The 20,818-nt window shown below is 66.0% G+C and carries 24 protein-coding genes; all 24 read left to right on the forward strand.

The features are described 5' to 3' along the window. Positions 1–35: 35 nt before the first annotated feature. The 24 genes from AC3RCJ_RS12290 to AC3RCJ_RS12405 all read left to right on the forward strand — a co-directional run bounded on the left by AC3RCJ_RS12290 (position 36) and on the right by AC3RCJ_RS12405 (position 20,815). Complete coding sequence (locus AC3RCJ_RS12290; protein ID WP_492963204.1) at positions 36–737, forward strand: Crp/Fnr family transcriptional regulator; 702 nt, start codon at positions 36–38, stop codon at positions 735–737. A 62-nt stretch (positions 738–799) separates the two neighbouring features. Beyond that, positions 800–1,402 carry a helix-turn-helix transcriptional regulator gene (locus AC3RCJ_RS12295; protein ID WP_492963206.1) on the forward strand — a complete coding sequence of 201 codons (603 nt, stop codon included), beginning with the start codon at positions 800–802 and terminating at the stop codon, positions 1,400–1,402. Positions 1,403–1,426: 24 nt separating this feature from the next. After that, positions 1,427–1,834: a DUF2946 domain-containing protein gene (locus AC3RCJ_RS12300; RefSeq protein ID WP_492963208.1), complete on the forward strand. Its 408-nt coding sequence runs from the start codon at positions 1,427–1,429 to the stop codon at positions 1,832–1,834. An 83-nt stretch (positions 1,835–1,917) separates the two neighbouring features. Continuing rightward, positions 1,918–2,514: an SCO family protein gene (locus tag AC3RCJ_RS12305; RefSeq protein ID WP_492963210.1), complete on the forward strand. Its 597-nt coding sequence runs from the start codon at positions 1,918–1,920 to the stop codon at positions 2,512–2,514. A gap of 21 nt (positions 2,515–2,535) precedes the next feature. Further along, positions 2,536–3,006: a copper chaperone PCu(A)C gene (locus AC3RCJ_RS12310; RefSeq protein WP_492963212.1), complete on the forward strand. Its 471-nt coding sequence runs from the start codon at positions 2,536–2,538 to the stop codon at positions 3,004–3,006. A 122-nt stretch (positions 3,007–3,128) separates the two neighbouring features. Continuing rightward, positions 3,129–3,773 carry a CerR family C-terminal domain-containing protein gene (locus AC3RCJ_RS12315; protein WP_492963214.1) on the forward strand — a complete coding sequence of 215 codons (645 nt, stop codon included), beginning with the start codon at positions 3,129–3,131 and terminating at the stop codon, positions 3,771–3,773. Next, positions 3,770–4,978, forward strand: coding sequence for a multidrug effflux MFS transporter (locus AC3RCJ_RS12320; protein WP_492963216.1), 1,209 nt, complete (start codon positions 3,770–3,772; stop codon positions 4,976–4,978). Before AC3RCJ_RS12315 ends, AC3RCJ_RS12320 begins: the two co-directional genes overlap by 4 nt. A gap of 122 nt (positions 4,979–5,100) precedes the next feature. Further along, entirely contained in the window at positions 5,101–6,447 is a 1,347-nt protein-coding gene (locus AC3RCJ_RS12325) for a DUF3422 family protein (RefSeq protein WP_492963218.1), read from the forward strand. 97 nt (positions 6,448–6,544) lie between these two features. Next, entirely contained in the window at positions 6,545–8,038 is a 1,494-nt protein-coding gene (locus tag AC3RCJ_RS12330) for a hypothetical protein (protein ID WP_492963220.1), read from the forward strand. 61 nt (positions 8,039–8,099) lie between these two features. Next, positions 8,100–8,516, forward strand: coding sequence for a BlaI/MecI/CopY family transcriptional regulator (locus AC3RCJ_RS12335; RefSeq protein WP_492963222.1), 417 nt, complete (start codon positions 8,100–8,102; stop codon positions 8,514–8,516). Beyond that, positions 8,513–10,261, forward strand: a complete 1,749-nt coding sequence (locus AC3RCJ_RS12340; protein WP_492963224.1) for a M56 family metallopeptidase — start codon at positions 8,513–8,515, stop codon at positions 10,259–10,261. Before AC3RCJ_RS12335 ends, AC3RCJ_RS12340 begins: the two co-directional genes overlap by 4 nt. 60 nt (positions 10,262–10,321) lie before the next feature. After that, positions 10,322–11,272, forward strand: a complete 951-nt coding sequence (gene bla, locus AC3RCJ_RS12345; protein WP_492963226.1) for a subclass B3 metallo-beta-lactamase — start codon at positions 10,322–10,324, stop codon at positions 11,270–11,272. Positions 11,273–11,618: 346 nt separating this feature from the next. Beyond that, positions 11,619–12,197, forward strand: a complete 579-nt coding sequence (locus AC3RCJ_RS12350) for a HupE/UreJ family protein (RefSeq protein WP_492963228.1) — start codon at positions 11,619–11,621, stop codon at positions 12,195–12,197. A 336-nt stretch (positions 12,198–12,533) separates the two neighbouring features. Then, positions 12,534–13,625, forward strand: a complete 1,092-nt coding sequence (locus tag AC3RCJ_RS12355; protein WP_492963230.1) for a hydrogenase small subunit — start codon at positions 12,534–12,536, stop codon at positions 13,623–13,625. Between the two features lie 12 nt (positions 13,626–13,637). Further along, the gene (locus tag AC3RCJ_RS12360; RefSeq protein ID WP_492963232.1) at positions 13,638–15,500 is read left to right on the forward strand and encodes a nickel-dependent hydrogenase large subunit; all 1,863 of its coding nucleotides are present in this window, start codon (positions 13,638–13,640) and stop codon (positions 15,498–15,500) included. A gap of 34 nt (positions 15,501–15,534) precedes the next feature. Next, positions 15,535–16,257, forward strand: coding sequence for a Ni/Fe-hydrogenase, b-type cytochrome subunit (gene cybH, locus AC3RCJ_RS12365; RefSeq protein WP_492963234.1), 723 nt, complete (start codon positions 15,535–15,537; stop codon positions 16,255–16,257). Between the two features lie 3 nt (positions 16,258–16,260). After that, complete coding sequence (locus tag AC3RCJ_RS12370) at positions 16,261–16,923, forward strand: HyaD/HybD family hydrogenase maturation endopeptidase (RefSeq protein WP_492963236.1); 663 nt, start codon at positions 16,261–16,263, stop codon at positions 16,921–16,923. Between the two features lie 2 nt (positions 16,924–16,925). Continuing rightward, complete coding sequence (hypC, locus tag AC3RCJ_RS12375) at positions 16,926–17,270, forward strand: HypC/HybG/HupF family hydrogenase formation chaperone (protein ID WP_492963238.1); 345 nt, start codon at positions 16,926–16,928, stop codon at positions 17,268–17,270. Next, positions 17,263–17,739: a hydrogenase gene (locus AC3RCJ_RS12380; RefSeq protein ID WP_492963240.1), complete on the forward strand. Its 477-nt coding sequence runs from the start codon at positions 17,263–17,265 to the stop codon at positions 17,737–17,739. The genes hypC and AC3RCJ_RS12380 overlap by 8 nt, the downstream gene beginning before the upstream one ends. Positions 17,740–17,776: 37 nt before the next feature. After that, on the forward strand, positions 17,777–18,631 hold the full coding sequence (locus AC3RCJ_RS12385) for a hydrogenase expression/formation protein (protein WP_492965619.1): 855 nt from the start codon (positions 17,777–17,779) through the stop codon (positions 18,629–18,631). Between the two features lie 5 nt (positions 18,632–18,636). After that, complete coding sequence (locus tag AC3RCJ_RS12390; protein WP_492964124.1) at positions 18,637–18,852, forward strand: rubredoxin; 216 nt, start codon at positions 18,637–18,639, stop codon at positions 18,850–18,852. 2 nt (positions 18,853–18,854) lie between these two features. Further along, positions 18,855–19,364, forward strand: a complete 510-nt coding sequence (gene hybE, locus AC3RCJ_RS12395; protein ID WP_492964119.1) for a [NiFe]-hydrogenase assembly chaperone HybE — start codon at positions 18,855–18,857, stop codon at positions 19,362–19,364. Further along, positions 19,357–20,460: a nickel-dependent hydrogenase large subunit gene (locus tag AC3RCJ_RS12400; protein ID WP_492964118.1), complete on the forward strand. Its 1,104-nt coding sequence runs from the start codon at positions 19,357–19,359 to the stop codon at positions 20,458–20,460. Before hybE ends, AC3RCJ_RS12400 begins: the two co-directional genes overlap by 8 nt. Then, positions 20,453–20,815: a hydrogenase maturation nickel metallochaperone HypA/HybF gene (locus AC3RCJ_RS12405; protein WP_492964117.1), complete on the forward strand. Its 363-nt coding sequence runs from the start codon at positions 20,453–20,455 to the stop codon at positions 20,813–20,815. Before AC3RCJ_RS12400 ends, AC3RCJ_RS12405 begins: the two co-directional genes overlap by 8 nt. The last annotated feature ends 3 nt before the right edge of the window (positions 20,816–20,818 follow it).

The raw sequence follows: 20,818 nt of genomic DNA on the forward strand, positions 1-20,818 counted from the left end.
CATGTGACAATCAAGCGTGACAATGCAAGGATGGAATGGATAGCAAGGATATCGCCGGCAGCGCAGGACAGGAACTCGACAGCCACGACTGGTTCGCGGCGCTCGATACGCACCACCAGGCGCTGCTGCGCGCCGGCAGCACGCTCAAGCACTTTCCCGCCGGCGCCTTCATCACGCGGCGCGGCGAGCCCTCGCTGCACTGGGTCGGCGTGCACACGGGCTTGATCAAGCTGGCCGTGTACAACGCCGATGGCCGCGCCGCCACGTTTTCCGGCGTGCCGGCCGGCGGCTGGTGCGGCGAGGGTAGCGTGCTCAAGCGCGAATTGCGCCGCTATGACGTGGTGGCCGTGCGCGCCTCAAGCATCATCCTGGTGCCGGTGGACCTGTTCCATCTGCTGCTGGCCGAAAGCCTGTCCTTCAATGCCTACGTGATACGCCAGCTTAACGAGCGCATGGGGCAATTCATCGCCACCATCCAGAACCAGCGCCTGCTGGCCGTCGATGCGCAAGTGGCGCAGGCGATCGCGCAACTGTTCCATCCCATGCTATACCCGCGCACCTCCGACGTGCTTGAGCTGTCGCAGGAAGAAATCGGCTTGCTGACCGGCATCTCGCGCCAGAGGGTGAACCTGGCCCTGGGGCGGTTGGCCGAGCTGGGCCTGATCAGCATCGCCTACCAGGCCATCCGCGTGGTGGACCTGGACGGTTTGCGCCGCTATGGCGTGGCGTCGCTGTGATGACAGACTGCCGGCGCCATTCATGGCATGCTCATGCCTTGCATATTGAATCGAGTTGAAGCATGGCCCTGGTTTCCGATCATCCCTTGCACCTGTTGGGTCTGCGCTTTCCGCTCAGGCTGCGCGTGACCGTGCGCCAGGGCTACGTCACCCTGCACAACGAAATTGCCACCAAGAAACTTGGCAGCGGCGACAGCTTTGTCGTGCCCGCGTTTCTGCGCTTTGCCTGCGATGTGATGCCGGGCAGGGGCAAACCGGCCGTGTTCACGCTGGCGCTGGAAGGCGATGAGGCGGATGCGGGCCACGGCGGCGGCAAGCGCTGGAGCCGGGCGCTGGCGCGGCATATATTCCATTCGCCGCAAGGCAAGTGGACGGCCGCCCGCCTGGCCGCCCTGTGGCAGGTGACGCCGCACAAGGCCAGGGCGCGCCTGTTTGCCGAGGGCGAGGCCTTGCTCAGCCTGGTGCGCGAACAGCGGCTCGCGCATGCGCTGCATACCGTGGCGCAGGCGGGCCGCGACGGGGAGGACGGCGAGCGCGACCTGGCGCAAGTGGCGGCCGGCTCCGGCTTCGCCTCGATCCCCGCGTTTTGCGACGCCTGCGTGGATGTGGCCGGCATACGCCCGAGCCTGTTCCTGCGCGGCGCGGACGCCGGCATGCCCGGATAGCCATACTCCGCTATAATCGGGGGCATGGGACATACATCGACGCGCAAACCGTGGCATATGTGGTTCGCCTGCCTGGCGATACTGCTCAATGCGCTGTCGCCGTCCCTGTCATATGCCTACGCTGCGCTGCACGCGAATGCGAATGGCGCCACGCTCGAGGTCTGCTCGGCCAGCGGCGCCGTCTACACGCAGGCCGACCTGGCGCCCGCCATACAGGCCGCGACCTCCGCCACCGATTCCGTGCTGCACCATATCGAGCATTGTCCGTTCTGCATGAGCCATGCGGGCAGCTTTGCCTTGCCGCCGCCGCAATCGACGCCGCTGGCCGTGATGGACGGCCACGACCGCTATCCGCCCCTGTTCTACCAGGCGCCGCAGCCCCAGTTCGCGTGGCTGGCCGCCAGTCCGCGCGGGCCGCCGGCAGCCGCCTGAGCGCATCTGTTCCGCCTGCCGCCCTGCGGCATGGCATCTACGTCCTCATTTGTCTCAACTACGCCCATTGGGCCGGAATTTCCATGAAACGTCGTTTATTCCTTCTCGCCGGCACGGCGGGATTGCTTACGCTTGCCGCGTGCGAGCAAGCACCGAAACCCCATTACAACGGCCTCGACTTGACGGGCGGCGATTACAAGCCCGACTTCACATTGAGCGGCCCCGACGGCAAGGTGTATACCCTGGCCGACTTCAAGGGCAAGTATGTGATGGTCTTCTTTGGCTTCACGCAATGCCCGGACGTGTGCCCGACGGCCCTGTCGCGCGCGCTGGAAATCCGCCAGAAGCTGGGCGCCGATGCCGACAAGCTGCAAGTGATCTTCATCAGCATCGACCCCGAGCGCGATACGCCCGAACTGCTGGGCGAGTACATGCGCGCCTTCGACCCCAGCTTCCTCGGCTTGCGCACGGACCCGCAGGCGACGGCGCAGACGGCCTTCAACTACAAGGTCTTCTACCGCCGCGTGCCGAGCGGCAGCTCGTATACCATGGACCACACGGCCATCAGCTATGTGCTCGATAACGAGGGGCGCATGCGCCTGGGCCTGAAGCACCAGTTGACGGGCGACGAGTGCGTCCAGGACATCAAGACCTTGATGAAATCGAAATACACTTTGTAACCTCCATTGAAAGGAATGATCATGACCCATCTGAACACCCTGCTGGCCACGGCCCTGGCCGTGCTGTCCTTCTCCGCCGCTGCCCAGACTTCCGTGCAGATCAGCGACCCGTGGGTGCGCGCCACCGTGCCGCAGCAAAAAGCCACGGGCGCCTTCATGCAGATCACGGCGCCGAAAGCCATGCGCCTGCTGGAAGTGCGCTCGCCCGTGGCGGGCGTGGCGGAAATCCATGAAATGAGCATGAGCGACAACATGATGCGCATGCGCCAGGTCAAGGAAATCGCTTTGCCAGCCGGCAAGGCCGTGGAATTGAAGCCGGGCGGCTACCACGTGATGCTGCTCGAACTCAAGGGGCAGGTGAAGGCGGGCGACAAGATCCCGCTGACCCTGGTCGTCGAGGGCGAGGACAAGCACCGCGAAACCATCGAAGTGACCGCCGTGGCCCGTCCGCTGGGCACCGCCTCGGCCCCGATGCCGGCGATGAAGCACTAAGTCTGCCGCTGTCCCTTGAAAAGCCCGGTACGCCGGGCTTTTTTGCGTCCATTTGAAAGTTAAACGGCTGTTTGATACAATGTCGGATAATATTAAACGGCTGTTTAAATGATGGGAATGGCATGACAGAAGAAGTCGAACCGGCGCGCACGCGCATCCTGCAGGCGGCGGTCCAGCTGTTTGCCGACCAAGGCTACAAGCTCGCGTCCGTGCGCCGGATATGCGAAGCGGCCCACGTCAACGTGGCGATGGTCAATTATTATTTTCATGGCAAGGAAGAGCTGTACCTGGCCGCCTTCGACCATGCGCGCGCGCTGGCGCGTGCCTCGGCTGCTGCCGGCCCTGTGGCGGCCGTGGCGCCCGTGGAACAGTTGCGCCTGGCGATAGAAGCGATGGTATTCGACATGCTGCGCCCGGGACCGTCTTCCCTGTTCAGCCGCCTGGTGGCGCGCGAACTGATCGAGCCGACGGCCGCCATCCACCTGCTGGCCGAACGCGATGTACGCGCGCACCATGCGCTGTTCACTAGCTTGATCCGCGCCGTGGTGGGCGCGGCCATGCCGGACGCGGTGGTGCAGAAATGCGTGTTCAGCGTGATCGGCCAAGCCGTGTTCTATGCCCGTTCGCGCATCGTGCATGAACTGGTGGCGCCGGAAATCACCTATGACGAGGCGGGTACCGCCAGCATTGCGCAGCATGTGTCGCAATTCTCGCTGGCGGCCCTCGATGGCATGCGCCGTCAATACGCCGAGCAGGCGGGCGCATGAAGGCGCGTAACCTGACCCTGGTGCTGGCCGGGCTGGCCATGCTGGGCCCGTTCGCCACCGATACCTTCTTGCCCTCGTTTCCCGCGATCAGCACGCATTTCGGCGTCAGCAGCGTGCTGGTGCAGCAGACCCTGAGCGTCTACCTGGCCGCCTACGCCTTCATGACCCTGTTCTACGGCACCTTGTCCGACTCGTTCGGCCGCCGTCCCGTGATCCTCGCTTCGCTCCTGATCTTTGCCGCCGGCTCCATCGGCGCCGCGTTCGCGCCCAGCTTTGGCTGGCTGCTGTTTTTCCGCGGCATGCAGGGCGCCTCGGCCGGGGCGGGCAGGGTGATCGGGCAAGCCATCGTGCGCGATACCCTGTCGGGCGCGGCCGCGCAAAAGATGCTGGCCAATATCATGATGGTGTTCGGCATCGCGCCGGCCATCGCCCCCATCATCGGCGGCTGGCTGCACGTGGCGTATGGCTGGCAATCGACGTTCGTCTTCACCTTTGCCGTCACGGTGCTGCTGGCGCTCGCTTGCCTGAAAGGCTTGCCGGAAAGTTTAGCCGTCGAGCAACGCCAACCCTTCCACCCAGGCAACATCGCGCGCAATTACTGGCTGGCCTTGCGCCACCGGGTTTTCCTGCTGCGTTCGCTGGCCGTGGCCTTCGCCTTTGGCGGCTTCGCTCTATACATCGCCTCGGCCCCGCATTTCATCCTGGAGTTGCTGCGCCTGCCGGAAACGGCGTTCGGCTGGATGTTCATCCCCATGGTGGCCGGCCTGGTGGGTGGTTCCGCCCTGTCGGGCAAGCTCGCACACACGGTAAAAAGCACCGTGCTGGTGCGCTGGGGCTTGCTGGCCATGGCGGCCACGGGAGCGCTCAACATTGCTTACAACCACTGGTTTGCGGCCAGCATCCCGTTCGCCGTCGTGCCCGTGATGCTGTATGCGTTCGGCATGTCGCTGGCCTTGCCCGGCATGACCATGTCCACGCTCGACATCTTCCCGCAGATGCGGGGCCTGGCGGCGTCCTTGCAGAACTTCGTGCAGATGCTGGTGTTTGCCCTGGTGTCCGGTTTTGTCGCACCCTTGCTGTTCGACAGCGCTTTTAAATTGGCGCTGGGACAAGCGTCGGCCGTCGTGCTGGCAGCCTTGTTCTGGTGGCTGGGCACGCGGCAGGGGGCGCGGCGCGCCATGGCTGGCATTATCAAAACCACATGACCGGCTTGTGAAAAAGGTGGCATGCTTTCTGCTTTGTTACACTGTGACAATCAGACCCACGCCGCGGGCACGGCAGCACGCGCGCGGGTCTAAGCAGTTTTGCAACTTTACCTTTGGCTATCATGCACTTGATTAACTCCAGTTTGAACCACGCCCTGCGCGTGCCGCTGGCCGCGGAAATCCATTCGCGGCCGTTTTTGCAGCTCGACGCGCCCGAGCTGATCACCCATTTGGCCGTCTACAAGGATGACAGCGCGGCGCCCGGTGCGTCGAATATGGCGGCCCAGCACGCTACCCTGGCGGCCCTGTGCACGCATTTTGGCGTCACGCCCCCAAGCACCGAAGCCAAGTATTTTTATTACGACTTCGGCCGCTTCCGCCTGAAATGGGAATGCCATACGGAATTTGCCACGTTTACCTTTGCCGAGCATCCGGGCGCCGCCTTGCCCCTGGAGCAGGCGTTCGAGCGCATGCCCCTGGAACAGTTGCCGCAGCATTGGCTGGTCGGCTTGAAGGGCAAGCTGATGGTGGCCGCGCACGTGGTGCTGGAACAGGCAAGGGAGCCGGCCGATATCTTCATGCAGGGCCTGTCGCGCGTGTTCGAGGGCAATACCCTGGTGGGCAGCGAAGTGCTGCAGGGCGGTGAATTGTGGACGGATTTCACCATCCAGTCCGATGGTTTCAGCCGTTTCGTCATCCGCGACGCGGGCATGCGCTCGCAGCAGTCGGGCCGGCTGGTGCAGCGCGTGCTGGAAATCGAAACCTACCGCATGATGGCCTTGCTGGGCTTGCCTTACGCCATGCAGGCGGCGCCGTCGTTGAACGCCATCGAAAATGAGCTGGCGACCCTGGCCGCCGCCATGGTCGATACGGACGACGCCCCGGGCGCCAGCGCGGCCGACGCGGGCGTGTCCGAGCAAGCCTTGCTCGACCGCATCACGCGCCTGGCGGCCCGCATAGAAAAATTGTCACTCGACAATAGCTACCGTTTTTCCGCCTCGAAAGCGTATATCGGACTGGTCAAGGCGCGCATCGAGGAGTTGCGCGAAGTGCGCATCGAAGGCATCCCCACGATAGAGGAATTCATGGACCGCCGCCTGACGCCGGCCATGAACACCTGCGAAGCGATGGCCAGCCGCCAGGAAGCCATGGCGCAGCGCATCGCCAACACCAACGACTTGCTGCGCACGCGCGTGGGCATCGTGCAGGAATTGCAGAACCGGCAAATCCTGCAATCGATGAACGCCCGCGCGGCCCAGCAATTGCGCTTGCAGCAAGCCGTGGAAGGCTTGTCGGTCGCCGCCATCTCGTACTACGTGATCGGCCTGTTCAGCTACACGGGCAAGGCAGCCAAGGTGCTGGGCTTGCCCGTGAACCCGGAAATCCTCGTCGGCGCCCTGGTGCCGTTCGTGGCGGCGGCCGTCTGGCTGGGCTTGCGGCGCATGCACCACAAGCTGCACGCCGACTGAGCCGTGTAAGCACCTTTGCGGCTCCGGCGGCGCGTACGCCATGCGCCGCCAATCTTTGCTATCGTGCGGCCCTCACCGTTCGATACAAGGAAATGACGTGCTTGCCAAGGTTGGAGATATTTACAGTGTGTTTTCGTCCAGGCTGCAGCAGTATGTGGCTTGCCAGGTCACGGCCATCGACGATGCTGCGTCCGGCAGCGCCCCGCTGGCCGCCATTTTGCAGCTGGACTGGACGGGCGACGCCTTGCCCGATGCCGCAGCCGTGCAGGCGATGCGCCCGCTGGTGTGCGATTACTATTTCTGGAACAGCCGCCACGACCACAGCTTTGCCAACGCCAAGGTGCCGCGCCACTACACGTTCGTGGCGAATATCGCGCCCCTGGTCGAGGTGGAAGTCAAGAGCTACAGCGGCGGCTGGCACATGGGCGACAGCGTGTACCGCCAGCGCCGCTGGGAGCAGGTCGATCCGGCCAGGCGCCAGCGCTTCAAGGCGGCGTCGAGCGAGCAAGTGATGGTCGGCGGCCAGGCCGTGCGACAAAAGACGAGCCGCATCGGCGACGACATCCTGCAGGAGATCAGCGACCTGTCCGAACTGGACCGGCTGCCTTGCCTGACGACCATCGAGACGCGCCACGGCAGCGCGGCGCTGGCCGCCTACATCAACGGCAACCCCATCATCAACGAAGTGCAGTGGCAGTCCTCGACGGAGAGCGAACTCGACTTGAGCAACAGCAATGTCAGCCGCCTCATCGTGCATGCCGCAGGCTTGCGCTCGCTGCGCCTGAACGAGGGTGTGAGCACCCTGATACTGAATGGCGCGCCGTCGCCCGCGCTGCGCATCGACGATCCGCATGCGGGGCGCTTCCTGCGGCTGCAGTTGTCCGGCGACCTGGCGCCATTCCACGGCCTCGACCAGCTGGCGCGCCTGTCGCTGAGCGCCATGCCGGCCGTGGATTTCGACATGGTGGCGCAGCGTTTCCCCTTGCTGACGGACCTGACCGTGTGGGGCAAGCCGGGCGTGGCGTCAAACGTGGCCGGCATCGCCAGACTGGACCGTTTGCGCTCCTTCACCGCGTATGAACTGTTTGGCTACGGTCCAGATGACTTCCCCGCGCCGGCGCAGTTGCCGGCCTTGTCCAGCCTGTGCCTGGCCAGCCTGCCGGCCGACGCCGCCAAGGCCATCAAGGCCAGTTATAAAAAGGCGGCGGCGCTGGGCCTGGACTTGTCCGTGACGCGGCCGCGCAAGCCGGAATGGCTGGCGGAAAACCTGGACAATCCGTTCCGCGACTGGGACGGCCGCGCGCACATTTCGGCAGCGTATGCCAAAAAGGCCGCGCAGGCATATAAAAAGCTGCTGGCCACGGCGCGCACGCTCGACGGGGTGACCGATGCCGGGACGGCGCACGCCGTGGCGCAGGAGATGGTCACCGCCTATGTCGGCGTGTTCAACCAGATCGAGCGGCGTTCCAGCATCATCGAGACGGTGGAGCGCGATGAAATCTACGTGGCGCTGGAGCAGGTGCTGACGCAAGTGCCGCTGCCGGATATGGCGGCGCTGTATGCCTTGTTCGACCGCTTGCGCGATTTTTAGTCAGGCATGCTCTAGAAAAAAAGTTCTAGACATGGAGTTCTAGAATCGGTATTCTAGCGTCATGCTAAAAAATACTTCCACTCCCCATCCCACGGCCGCCGAACTGGATTTGCTGCGCATCCTGTGGCAGCGCGGTCCGTCCGACGCGCGCGCCGTGTACGACGCCCTGGCCGAAGAGCGTGCCGACGCCAGCTACGCCACCGTGCTGCGCCAGTTGCAGCTGATGCATGGCAAGGGTTTGCTGAGCCGCGACGAAAGCCGGCGGCCGCAGCTGTATGCGGCCGTCGAGGCGCAGGAAAAGCTGCAGACGAGTCTGCTCAAGGACTTGATCGGCAAGGTGTTTTCCGGTTCCGGCAAGGCGCTGGTGCTGGCCGCGCTGCGCGAGCACGTGAGCGACGCCGAACGCGCGGACATTGAAAAAATCCTGCGTGCTGACCATGCTCACAACGACGGCGGCCAGGGTGGCGGCCAGCCATGAGCCTGTCCATCACCGATGCATTCCTGCCTGCGCTGGGCTGGGTGCTGCTGTATTTTGTCTGGCAGGGCTTGCTCGTTGGCGCTGCCTCCGCTGCCGGGCTATGGCTGCTGCGCGACGCGGACGCGCGCTGGCGCTATGCGCTGTGCGCGCTGGCCCTGCTGCTGTGCCTGTGTATTCCCGCCGCGCATCTGCTGACCTTGCTGTTGGACAGCGGCGCATCGTCCAGCCTGTTTTCGGCCATGGCGCCGCCCGCGTGGCGGCAAGACCTTCAGGCCTGGCTGCCCGCGCTGGTGCTGGCCTGGAGCGCCGGTGTCGGCCTGATGAGCTTGCGCCTGTGCCTGGGCCTGGCCTGGGTCGGCAAGCTGCGCCGCCAGGCCGTCGCTGCCCCGGCCAGCTGGCAGGCGCGGCTCGACGCCCTGGCCCTGCGCATGGGCTTGCCAAGGCCGCTGCCGCTCAAGCTGCATGCGGGGCTGTCCAGTCCCGTCACGCTCGGTTTCTGGCGTCCCGTCGTGCTCTTGCCCGTCGCCTTGCTGAGCGGCATGCCCGTGCCGCTGCTCGAAGCCTTGCTGGCGCATGAGCTGGCGCACGTGCGGCGCTGGGATTACCTGGTCAACCTGCTGCAAAGCGTGGCCGAGGCGCTGCTGTTTTTTCACCCCGCCGTCTGGTGGTTGTCGGCGCGCATGCGGACCGAGCGCGAACAGGTGGCCGACGCGCTGGCCGCGCAGGCGCTGCAAGACCCGCAGCAGCTGGCCATGGCCCTGCACGCCTTGTCCCTGCACGCGTCTCCATTGCAGCGGCCCGGCCTGCTGTTGTCGGCGCGGGGCGGCGTGCTGCTCGCCCGCATTCGCCGCCTGATGGCGCCCGCGCCCGCCGTCACGGGCTGGAAACTGGCCGTGCCCGCCTTGCTGCTGGCCGGCGCCACCCTGCTGTTGCAGACGCAGGGCAAGCCGGCCGTCACGGCGGCGACGCTTGCCGGTGCCGCTACCGCGATGCTGGACTTGCCCGTGAGCGCAAAACACATGCTGGTATTTGACGACAGCACGGGCCAGGTGCTGATGGCAAAAGACGCGGACGCGGTGGTGCCGATCGCCTCGATTACCAAGCTGATGACGGCCATGGTGGTGCTCGACGCGGGCCTGGCCCCCGACGAACAGCTGCGCATCGTGCGCGCCGATGGCGACTCGTCGCGGCAGCGCCACGGCCTGCTGGCCGATGGCGTGGCCGTGTCGCGCGGCACGCTGTTGCAGCTGGCGCTGCTGCCATCCGAGAACCGCGCCGCCGCCGCGCTGGCACGTACCTATCCGGGCGGCAACGCGGCCTTTGCGCAAGCGCTGCAGGCGAAGATACGCGCGCTGGGCCTGATCCGCACCACCCTGACGGACCCGGTCGGCAGTTCGCCCGCGAACACGTCCACGGCCAGCGAGGTGGCGAAGATCGTCGCGGCGGCCGCGCGCTACCCGGACATCGCGCGCATCACCAGCCATCCGCAAGCGAGCGTGGCCGTCAATGGCAAGGTCCGCACCCTGCACAACACCAATCCGCTCGTCGGCGGCAAGGGCTGGGACATTCTGCTGTCGAAGACGGGCAGCAGCCACGCGGCGGGCAGTTGCCTGAGCATGCGCATGCGCAGCGGCGGCAAGCACGTCACGGTGGTGCTGCTGGACGCGGATGGCGCGCAGCGGCGCTCGCTCGACGCCGGACACATCCGCGACACCCTGGCCGACAGGACCGGCCGCATGCATTGATCCCCCCCCCGGGCGCGCCGCGCGGCGGCCGCCTTTCTTTTTACACTCTGGAGATGATAGATGACACTATTGGCGAAGTTGATGCTGGCGACGGTTGCGACCATGTCGGCGGGTGCAGTACAGGCGAAGACCCTCGCACCGGTGCAGGATACACCGGTTAATTGCGATAATTGCAAGGAATGGAATGCGCCCGTCAAGCCGTTCAATATCTACGGCAATAGCTGGTATGTGGGCACGGCCGGCCTGTCCGCCGTGCTGGTGACGAGCCCGCAGGGCCATATCCTGCTCGACGGCGCGTTGCCGCAATCGGCACCCTTGATCATCGACAATATCAAGGCGCTCGGCTTCCGCATCGAGGATGTGAAGTTCATCCTCAATTCGCATGCGCACTGGGACCATGCGGGCGGCATCGCCGCCTTGCAGCGGGCCAGCGGCGCCACCGTGGTGGCCAGCGCCTCGGGCGCCCTGGGGCTGCAAAGCGGCACGAATGGCAAGGACGATCCGCAATACCAGGCCAACCCTGTCGTGCATGTCGCCAAGGTGGCCAGGGTCAAGGTGGTGGGCGAGGGCGATACCGTCAAGGTCGGCCCCTTGACCTTGACGGCCCGCATGACGCCCGGTCACACGCCCGGCGGCACGACGTGGACCTGGACCTCGTGCGAAGGCCAGCGCTGCCTGAACGTGGTGTATGCGGACAGCCTGAATCCGTATGCCAGCGGCGATTTTACTTATACGGACAAAGGCAGGACGCCGGACGTATCGGCCGCGTTCGAAGCGAGCATCGCCAAGGTGGCCGCCTTGCCATGCGACATCATCATTCCCGTGCATCCGGGCACGACGGACGTGCTGGGCAAGGCGGCCAGGCGCAGCGGCGCGGACAATCCCCTGGTCGACGCCAGCGCCTGCCGCAGCTATGCGGCGCAAGCGGGCGACCTGCTGGCCAGGCGCCTGGCGAAAGAACGGGGCGAGACGGCGCCGGCCGCCGCCGTGGATGCACCGCAGCTGCACTAAGGGCGGCGCTAAGGGCGGCACTGAGCGCCTGTCCCGGTAGATGAATACCTCTCCCGCTGGCGCGCCTCAGAAGCGGGGACTGCGTTGAGCGTCGTCGCGTGGCGTGCCACGCGTCCGGCTCACGCCCTGTCCGCGCCGCCAATTGATGGTGGCCCCATGTGGCAGCGTACTTGTCGCTTTGGCGCCAGCGCTGCAAGCTTGCCATGCAGTGCCGGCCATGGCGGGCCGGGGGGCATGGCGCCGCGCGGCGCCGTGACGGCGGCTTGGCGGCGCATCGGGCGCATCTGGTACGCTTCTTGTATGTGGACCTTGAAATTTTCCATCACGCAGAAATAAAGGAGATTGCATGAAGCGTTCACTGATAGGCGCCAGCGTGGCGCTGGCCGGCCTGGCCGCCAGCGGCATGGCGGCCGCCCATCCCGGGCACGAACATGGCGGCGGCCTCGTCGAAGGCCTCAGCCACCCCTTGCTGGGAACAGACCACGTGCTGGCCATGCTGGCCGTTGGTGCATGGGCCTGGCAACTCGGCGGCAGGGCGCGCTGGGCCGTGCCCTTGAGCTTTGTCAGCTTGATGGCGGCATCCGCCGCCGCGGGCGCCGCCGGCCTGGCCTTGCCGATGGTCGAGAGCGGCATTGCCGCGTCGCTGCTGGTGCTGGGCTTGCTGATCGCTTGCGCCGTGCGCGTCGCGCCCGCTGCGGGCGCGGCCATCGTGGCGGTGTTCGCCGTCTTCCATGGTCATGCGCATGGCACGGAGATGCCCGGCTTCGCGCATGCCTGGCAATACGGCGCCGGCTTCCTGCTGTCGACGGCGGCCCTGCATGGCGCTGGCCTGCTGCTGGGCAAGCGTATCGGCGCGCATACGCTGTGGCTGCGCGCCACGGGTGCCGCGATCGGCCTGTGCGGTGCGTGGATGCTCGCTGCCTGATCCGTCACAGCCGCTTCGCAGGGCCAGGGCCGGACATATTGTCCGGCTTTTTTTTTGCTTTCCATCTAACTTTCCACCTTGCGCTGCAACACGCCAGTGCTGCAAGCCATGCTTCCAGCTGGGCTATCCGACTGGAAAGATGCCGACCTTTTCCCCTCGCTGCATTGAATTTGACCTGCGTCAAAAGCGCCAGCCCGCCCCATTCTCTGCCGCGCGGCAGCCTGGCACGCAATTTGCCCTAGGAAGGGGAGGCCGGCGGCGAAATGTGCGCATGCAGCACGACGGGCGTCGCGGTGGATAAAACAGACACGGTCACAAGCCGGGAGGAAGGGAATCATGATCGAGACTTTTTACGAAGTCATGCGGCGCCAGGGGATCTCGCGCCGCAGTTTTTTGAAATACTGCTCGCTGACGGCGACGTCGCTGGGCCTGGGGCCGGCTTTCGTGCCGCAGATCGCGCACGCCATGGAAACCAAGCCGCGCACGCCCGTGCTGTGGCTGCACGGACTGGAATGCACCTGCTGTTCCGAGTCCTTCATCCGTTCGGCCCACCCGCTGGCCAAGGATGTCGTGCTGTCGATGATTTCGCTCGACTACGACGATACGCTGATGACGGCGGCCGGCCACCAGGCCGAGGCCATCCTCGAAGAGATCATGGTCAAGTACAAGGGCAATTACATCCTGGCGGTGGAAGGCAATCCGCCCCTGAACCAGGATGGCATGAGCTGCATCATCGGCGGGCGCCCGTTCATCGAGCAGCTGCGCCACGTGGCCAAGGATGCCAAGGCCATCATTTCCTGGGGCTCGTGCGCCTCATGGGGCTGCGTGCAGGCGGCCAAGCCGAACCCCACGCAGGCCGTGCCCATCCATAAAGTCATCCTCGACAAGCCCATCATCAAGGTGCCGGGCTGCCCGCCGATCGCCGAAGTCATGACGGGGGTGATCACTTACATGCTGACTTTCGACAAGATCCCCGAGCTGGACCGCCAGGGCCGGCCGAAGATGTTCTACAGCCAGCGCATCCACGACAAATGCTATCGCCGGCCGCATTTCGACGCAGGGCAGTTCGTCGAGGAGTGGGATGACGAAGCGGCGCGCAAGGGCTACTGCCTGTACAAGGTGGGCTGCAAGGGACCGACCACCTACAACGCCTGTTCCACCACGCGCTGGAACGAGGGCACCAGCTTCCCGATCCAGTCCGGCCACGGCTGCATCGGCTGTTCCGAGGACGGTTTCTGGGACAAGGGCTCGTTCTACAACCGCCTGACCGACATCCACCAGTTCGGCATCGAGGCCAATGCCGACCAGATCGGCGGCGCGCTGGCCGGCGCGGCCGGCGCGGCCGTGGTGGCCCACGCGGCCGTGTCCGCGATCCAGCGCGCCAGCCGCAAGAAGGACGAGAGCCGCAGCGCGAACGAGAAAAATTAATCAGGAAACCGCATGTCAAATTACGCAACTCAGGGCTACCAGCTCAATGACACGGGCCGGCGCATCGTCGTCGATCCGGTCACCCGCATCGAAGGCCATATGCGCGTCGAGGTCAATGTCGACGCCAACAACGTGATCCAGAACGCCGTCTCCACCGGCACCATGTGGCGCGGCCTGGAAGTGATACTGAAGGGACGCGACCCGCGCGATGCCTGGGCCTTTGTCGAACGCATCTGCGGCGTGTGCACGGGTTGCCATGCGCTGGCCTCGGTGCGCGCGGTGGAGGACGCGCTCGATATCAAGATTCCCAAGAACGCCCACCTGATCCGCGAGATCATGGCCAAGACCCTGCAGGTGCATGACCATGTCGTGCATTTCTATCACCTGCATGCGCTGGACTGGGTCGACATCATGTCGGCCCTGAAGGCAGACCCCAGGCGCACTTCCGAACTGCAGCAGACAGTCTCGCCATCGCATCCCATGTCTTCGCCCGGCTACTTCCGCGACATCCAGAACCGCATCAAGAAGTTCGTCGAAAGCGGCCAGCTGGGGCCTTTCAAGAATGGTTACTGGGGCAATGCGGCCTACAAGCTGCCGCCCGAGGCGAACCTGATGGCGCTGGCGCATTACCTGGAGGCGCTGGACCTGCAAAAGGAATGGGTCAAGATCCACGCCATTTTTGGCGGCAAGAACCCGCATCCGAACTACCTGGTGGGCGGCGTGCCGTGCGCGATCAACATCGACGGCAATGGCGCGGCAGGTGCGCCGCTGAACATGGAGCGCCTGAATTTCGTCAAGGCGCGCATCGAGGAAGCGATCGAATTCTGCCGCAACGTCTACATTCCCGACGTGCTGGCCATCGGCACCATCTACAAGGATGCTGGCTGGCTGTATGGCGGCGGCCTGGCGGCCAGCAACGTGATCGACTATGGCGCCTACCCGAAGGTCAATTACGACGACAGCACCAACCAGATGCCGGGCGGGGCCATCCTCAATGGCAACTGGGACGAGATTTTCCCGGTCGACGCGCGCGACCCGGAGCAGGTGCAGGAATTCGTCGCCCATTCCTGGTACAAGTATGCGGACGACAGCCGTGGCCTGCATCCATGGGACGGCGTCACGGAAGCCCATTATGAGCTGGGCAAGAAGACCAAGGGCACGCGCACGGCCATCGAGCAGATCGACGAAGACGCCAAGTATTCGTGGGTGAAGTCGCCGCGCTGGCGCGGTCATGCGATGGAGGTGGGGCCGCTGGCGCGCTACATCCTCGGCTATGCGCATGCGCAGCAGACGCCGAACCACGCTGGCGCGGCGTATATCCGCGAGCAGATCCTGTCGTCGGCGCGCGCCATCAACACGGAGATCCCGAAGGCGCTGGGCCTGAAGGAAACCGACCATGCACCGAAGATCCTGCTGCCGACCACCATCGGCCGCACGCTGGCGCGCGCGCTCGAGTCGCTGAACTGCGCCGAGATGATGCGCGACGACTTCAACGAGATGATGGCCAATATCAAGGCGGGCGACACCGCCACCGCCAACGTGGAGAAGTGGGACCCCGCCCACTGGCCGAAGGAAGCGCACGGGGTCGGCCTGGTGGCCGCGCCGCGCGGCGCGCTGGGGCACTGGATACGCATCCGCGACGGCAAGATCGAAAATTATCAGTGCGTGGTGCCGTCGACGTGGAATGCGGGACCGCGCGATGCGCAGGGACAGATCGGCGCGTTCGAGGCGAGCCTGCTGGGCACCCCGATGAGCAACCCGGAGCAGCCGCTGGAAATCCTGCGCACCCTGCATTCCTTCGATCCATGCATGGCGTGCTCGACGCACATCATGAGTCCGGACGGCCAGGAAATGAGCAAGGTGACGGTGCGCTGAATGGCGTCAATGGCAATCAAGCAGGGAGACTAGCATGCAATCAACGAGCAAGCCTGGTGCCGACGGCACCAACGAGGACGCCGTCGCGCACGGCGTGTCGGCCAGGTCCGTGTACGTGTACGAGGCGCCCGTGCGCCTGTGGCACTGGGTCAATGTGCTGGCCATCACGGTGCTGTGCGTGAGCGGCTACTTCATCGGCAGCCCGCTGCCATCGGTGATGGGCGAGGCCAGCGCGCACTTCCTGATGGGCTACATCCGCTTTGCCCACTTCGCCGCCGCCTATGTGTTCGCCATCGGCCTGCTGGTGCGCATCTACTGGGCCTGCGTGGGCAATCACCATGCGCGCGAGCTGTTCTGGGTGCCCATCTTCACCCGCGCCTACTGGCGCGAAGTGCTGTGCATGCTGAAATGGTACGCCTTCCTGATCAAGCAGCCGAACCGCTACATGGGACATAACCCGCTGGCCCGCTTCGCCATGGTCTTTGTCTTCCTGACGACGTCCATTTTCATGGTGCTGTCCGGGTTTGCCCTGTATGCCGAAGGCTTGCAGCGCGGTTCCTGGGCCGACCGGCTGTTCGGCTGGGTGATCCCGCTGATGGGGCAGTCGCAGGACGTGCATACCTGGCATCACGTGGGCATGTGGGTCATCATCACCTTCATCATCCTGCACGTGTATGCAGCCATCCGCGAAGACATCATGGGGCCGACCAGCGTGGTCAGCACCATGATCTCGGGACACCGCAGCTTCAAAGGTTAAGCCATGACGCTCACGCAAAACGGGGGCGCGCCCGAGGCGCCCGGCATCGTCGTACTGGGCATCGGCAACGTGCTGTGGGCCGACGAAGGCTTTGGCGTGCGCTGCGCCGAACTGCTGCAGCAGCGCTGCGAATTCGCGCCGCACGTGCAACTGATCGACGGCGGCACGCAGGGCCTGTACCTGATCCAGCATGTGCAGGGCGCCGACAGCCTGCTGATTTTCGATGCCATCGACTACGGCCTGCTGCCGGGCGAAATGAAGGTGGTGGAAAACGAGGACGTGCCCATGTTCATGGGGGCGAAGAAAATGAGCTTGCACCAGACGGGTTTCCAGGAAGTGCTGTCGCTGGCGCAGCTGACCGGGCATTTTCCCCGCCAGGTGGTGCTGATCGGCTGCCAGCCCGAGGAAATCGAGGATTACGGCGGCAGCCTGCGCCCGCGCCTGAAAGCGGCCATCGAGCCGGCCCTGGAGATCGCGCTGCGCTACTTGCGGGCCTGGGGTGCCCAGCCGCGTCCGCGCACCACGCCGCTGGCGCCCGACGAAGCCATCACGCTGCCGCACCTGGCCTTGCGGCGCTACGAGGGCGAACGTCCCAGCGAGGACGAGGCCTGCCGCATCGGCGACGCGCGCTTCATGCCGCAGATGGCCGGCCTGGAGGGAGCCTAGCCATGTGCATCGGCATCCCCATGCAGGTGCTCAGCGTGGCCGGCGGCTTTGCCGAATGCCGCGGTCGCGGCGAGCGGCGCCGCATCTCCACCTTGCTGGTGGGCGATTGCGCCCCGGGAGAGTGGCTGCTGGCCTTCCTCGATGACGCGCGCGAACGTATTGCGGCCACGCGCGCCGATGAAATCAATGCCGTGCTGGACTTGCTGGAGGAAGCGCTGGGCGGCGAGGGGCGCGCTGCCGGCACCTCCCTGTTTGCCCTGCCGTCGGCCATGAGCGCGAGCCAGGCAGGCGCGCTGGCTGGCCAGCATCCGAATATCGACCCTATAGCAAAGGAATACCATGAATGACACCACCGCCATGCTGCAGACGCCGGCGCCGCATACCCTCTCCGGCACGCCGCCCCTGATCACCCGCCTGGTCGAACAGCATGGCGGCATGTGGATCGGCGACGCCGGCCCGGAGGCGCTGGCCGCACCGGACGGCGACGTGGTCTTGCTGATCGCCGGCGATGCCCAGCGCTTTCCCGAATGCCTGGACGTGGCCGTCGTCCTGCCCGAACTGCTGCGCGCCTTTCCGGGGCGCCTGCGCATCGCCGTGGCCGAGCGCGACAGCGAAGATGCGCTGGCGCGTCGCTATGGCGCCACGCGCCGTCCCTCGCTGGTCTTCCTGCGTGGCGGCCAGTACGTGACCACCATCGCCGGCATGCTGGACTGGGATGACTACCTGGCCGAAGTGGCGCACGCGCTGGACATGCCCGTCACGCGCGCACCCGGCATCGGCATTCCCGTCGTCGCCGCAGCCACCGGCTGCCATTGAGGCGCCGCCTCCCACATTGAAAGACGCTATGCAACCCATGCAGCCATTCCCCATTCCCGTCGTTACCATCGGCCCCGGCAGCCAGGTCGAGGACGTAGAACTCGATTACATGCCCATGCCGCAAGGGATGCAAACCTATGCCATGCCCATCCTGCCCGAGCGCGAGGAGTTGACGGCGCTGCAGCCGGCGCAGCGCGTGCTGCGCGCCGTGCTGGCCGCGACGCGCCTGGCGGCCGGCGGCGGCGTGCCCGAGCCGGTGGCGCTGGCGGGACTCGATGCGGCCAACCTGGCCCTGGTCAACCAGGTGCTGGGCGAGGGCGAGGTCAGCGCCCGTATCGAAGGCGAACAGTCGGTGCGGATACAGGAAGCGATTTTTGCCGGCGTATGGCGCACCCACGTCACGCGCCACGGGCGCCTTGCCAGCGACGACATCGACGTGGGACCGGTGCCGCCCGTGCTGGTCAGCGCCGCGCGCGCCGCCGCCTCCGTGGACGCCATCGTCCTGCCTGAGCGGCTGCCGCCGGGCGCCATGAACGCGCCCGCCATCGCCACTGAAATCAACGACGCCATCGCGCGCTGGCGGCCCGACGCGCCCGCGCACGTGATCAACCTGACCTTGCTGCCCCTGTCGCCGCAGGACGTGGGCTTCCTGGAGCAGTCGCTGTCCGGCGGCAGCGTGCTGATGCTGTCGCGCGGTTACGGCAATTGCCGCATCCTCAGCACGCCCTTGCCCAACTGCTGGCGCGTCGTGTATTACAACTCGTCCGATACGATCCTGCTCAACACCGTGGAAATCACGGCGATACCCGACGTGGCGTGCGCCGCGCCGGAAGACCTGCTTGACTCGGCCGAGCGCCTGGCCGAAGTGCTGGAATGGGTGGCGGGCGCATGAGCGGCATGTATTTCGAAGGCAGCTACCTGGGCGACGCCGCGCGCCTGGCGCCATCGACGCGTCTCGAATGCAAGATCTGCTGGTGGGTTTACGATCCGGCGCTGGGCGACCCCATATGGCAGGTGGCCGCCGGTACGCCGTTTGCCGACCTGCCTGCGCACTGGCGCTGTCCGAACTGCGACGGCGACGCGGAGCAATTCATGGTCTTGCGGGAGGAGTGACGATGCTGTTCCATCAGCATAATGCGCCGGCGCAGGCCGCGGCCTGCGCGCAGCGGTTGGCCGCGGCCTTTCGCCATATCGCCGCCACGCGCATGCAGGGCGTGCCGCTGCTGCATCCGCGCCTGTCCGTCGAAGCCATCGGTTTCCAGGCGTTGCGCGACGATGACGGCTGCGCCGCCACGGGCATACTGCTCACGCCCTGGTTCATGAACCTAATCTGGCTGCCGCTCGATGGCCAGCCCGTCGCCGCACCGGGCCAGGCGCGCGAGCACCGGCTGGGCGTGGAAAGCTTTGACTTCATCGGTGCCTGCGAGGACGGCTTCGGCAGCTACGAAATGTGTTCGCTGTTTTCGCCGATGTTCGAATTCGCCGACCAGGCTGGCGCGCGCGCCACGGCGTGGGAAATCCTGGGGCAGCTGCGCCAGGCTCCTGCGCCGCCGCCCGCGGCCGGACGCCGTGCCTTCCTGATGGGCCGCTCGCCGCGCCTGGCCGTGGCGGCGCGCCTTGCGTGAGCACGCCGTGAATACGGCCCTGTCACCCGGCGAGCTGGTATTTTACCCGGGCCGGCCGCTGCCATCGATCGCCAGCCACCGCAAGGCGCTGGCCGGCCTGCTGCTGCGCGGCCAGCCGGCGCACATGGCCGGCGTGCGCCTGCCGCAGCTGTATGCGCTGTGCGGGCAGTCGCACCGCATCACGGCCAGCCTTGCCATTGATGCGGCGCTGGGCCTGCGCAGCGGCGCCACGCCGGAAGAGTGCGACAGCCTGCGGCTGGAGACGGCGCGCGAGCATGTGCGCCGCATCTGGCTGGACTGGCCCCGCTGGCTGGGCGGCGTCGACGGCGCCGCCCACATGCGCCATTTGCTGGCGTGTCCATGGCTCAGTCCCGCACAAGCGGGCGATGCGCTGGCCTGGCTGGAAGACAGCGTGCTGCAAGGACCGGCGCGCGCGTGGCTGGCATGCTGGCAGCGCGACCCCGCCGGCTGGCTCGGGGATTGGGCGGCGCGGACGGACAGCCTGCCGGCGCAGTTGCTGCGGGCGGTAGAATGCGAGGCGGCGCTGCTGCCTTGCGGGGCGCCGCCCTTGCTTGTGCATGGCGACGTGGCCGCATTGCGGCGCCTGGCGCGGGCGCTGGCCGGCGACGCCGGTTTTGCGCAGCTTCCCGTCTGTGACGGCCAGGTGCGCGAGACAGGCGTCGCCAGCCGCCTGGCGCATGCCTGGCGTGCCGCGCCGTCCACGCTCTGGCTGCGCCTCGGGTCGCGTATCGCGGAACTGGCGGAACTGGCGCTGGCCGGGCATGGCGAGGCGGCATCGCCGCTGGCGCTGGGTGCGCTGGACCTGGGGCAGGGCTGCGCGCTGGCGTGGAGCGAAATGGCGCGCGGGCTGCTGCTGCACTGGGTGCGCCTGGAGCAGCGCGACGGCAAGGCGGTGATTGGCGACTATCGCGTGGTGGCGCCCACCGAATGGAATTTTCACCCGCGGGGAGCGGTGGCGCAGTCGCTGGCCGGCATGGCGCCGGTGGCCAATGCGCGCGACTGGCGCCAGCTTGGCATCCTGGCGGCGGCGTATGATCCCTGCATCAACTTCAGGATCGAGTACGAACATGCATGAAGTCAGTCTGGCGGGAGGTATCTTGCGCATCGTCGAGGAGGCCGCCGTGCGCGAGCGCTTTGCCAGGGTCACCATGTTGCGTCTGGAGGCGGGAACATGGTCGGGGGTGGAAGTGCGCGCCTTGCGTTTTGCGCTCGAAGCGATGGCGCCCGGCACCTGCCTGTCCGGCGCGCGCATCGAAATCGACACGCCGCCGGCGCAGGCGTGGTGCATGCCTTGCGGCGCGCAGGTAACGGTGGCCGCACGCGGCGACGCCTGTCCCGCGTGTGGCGGCTATCAATTGCAGGCGACCAGCGGCACCGCGCTGAGCGTCGTCGAAATGCTGGTGGAAGACCAGCACGAACCTGATCAGTAAGGA

It is taken from the genome of Janthinobacterium sp. GW822-FHT07H11, assembly GCF_058798615.1.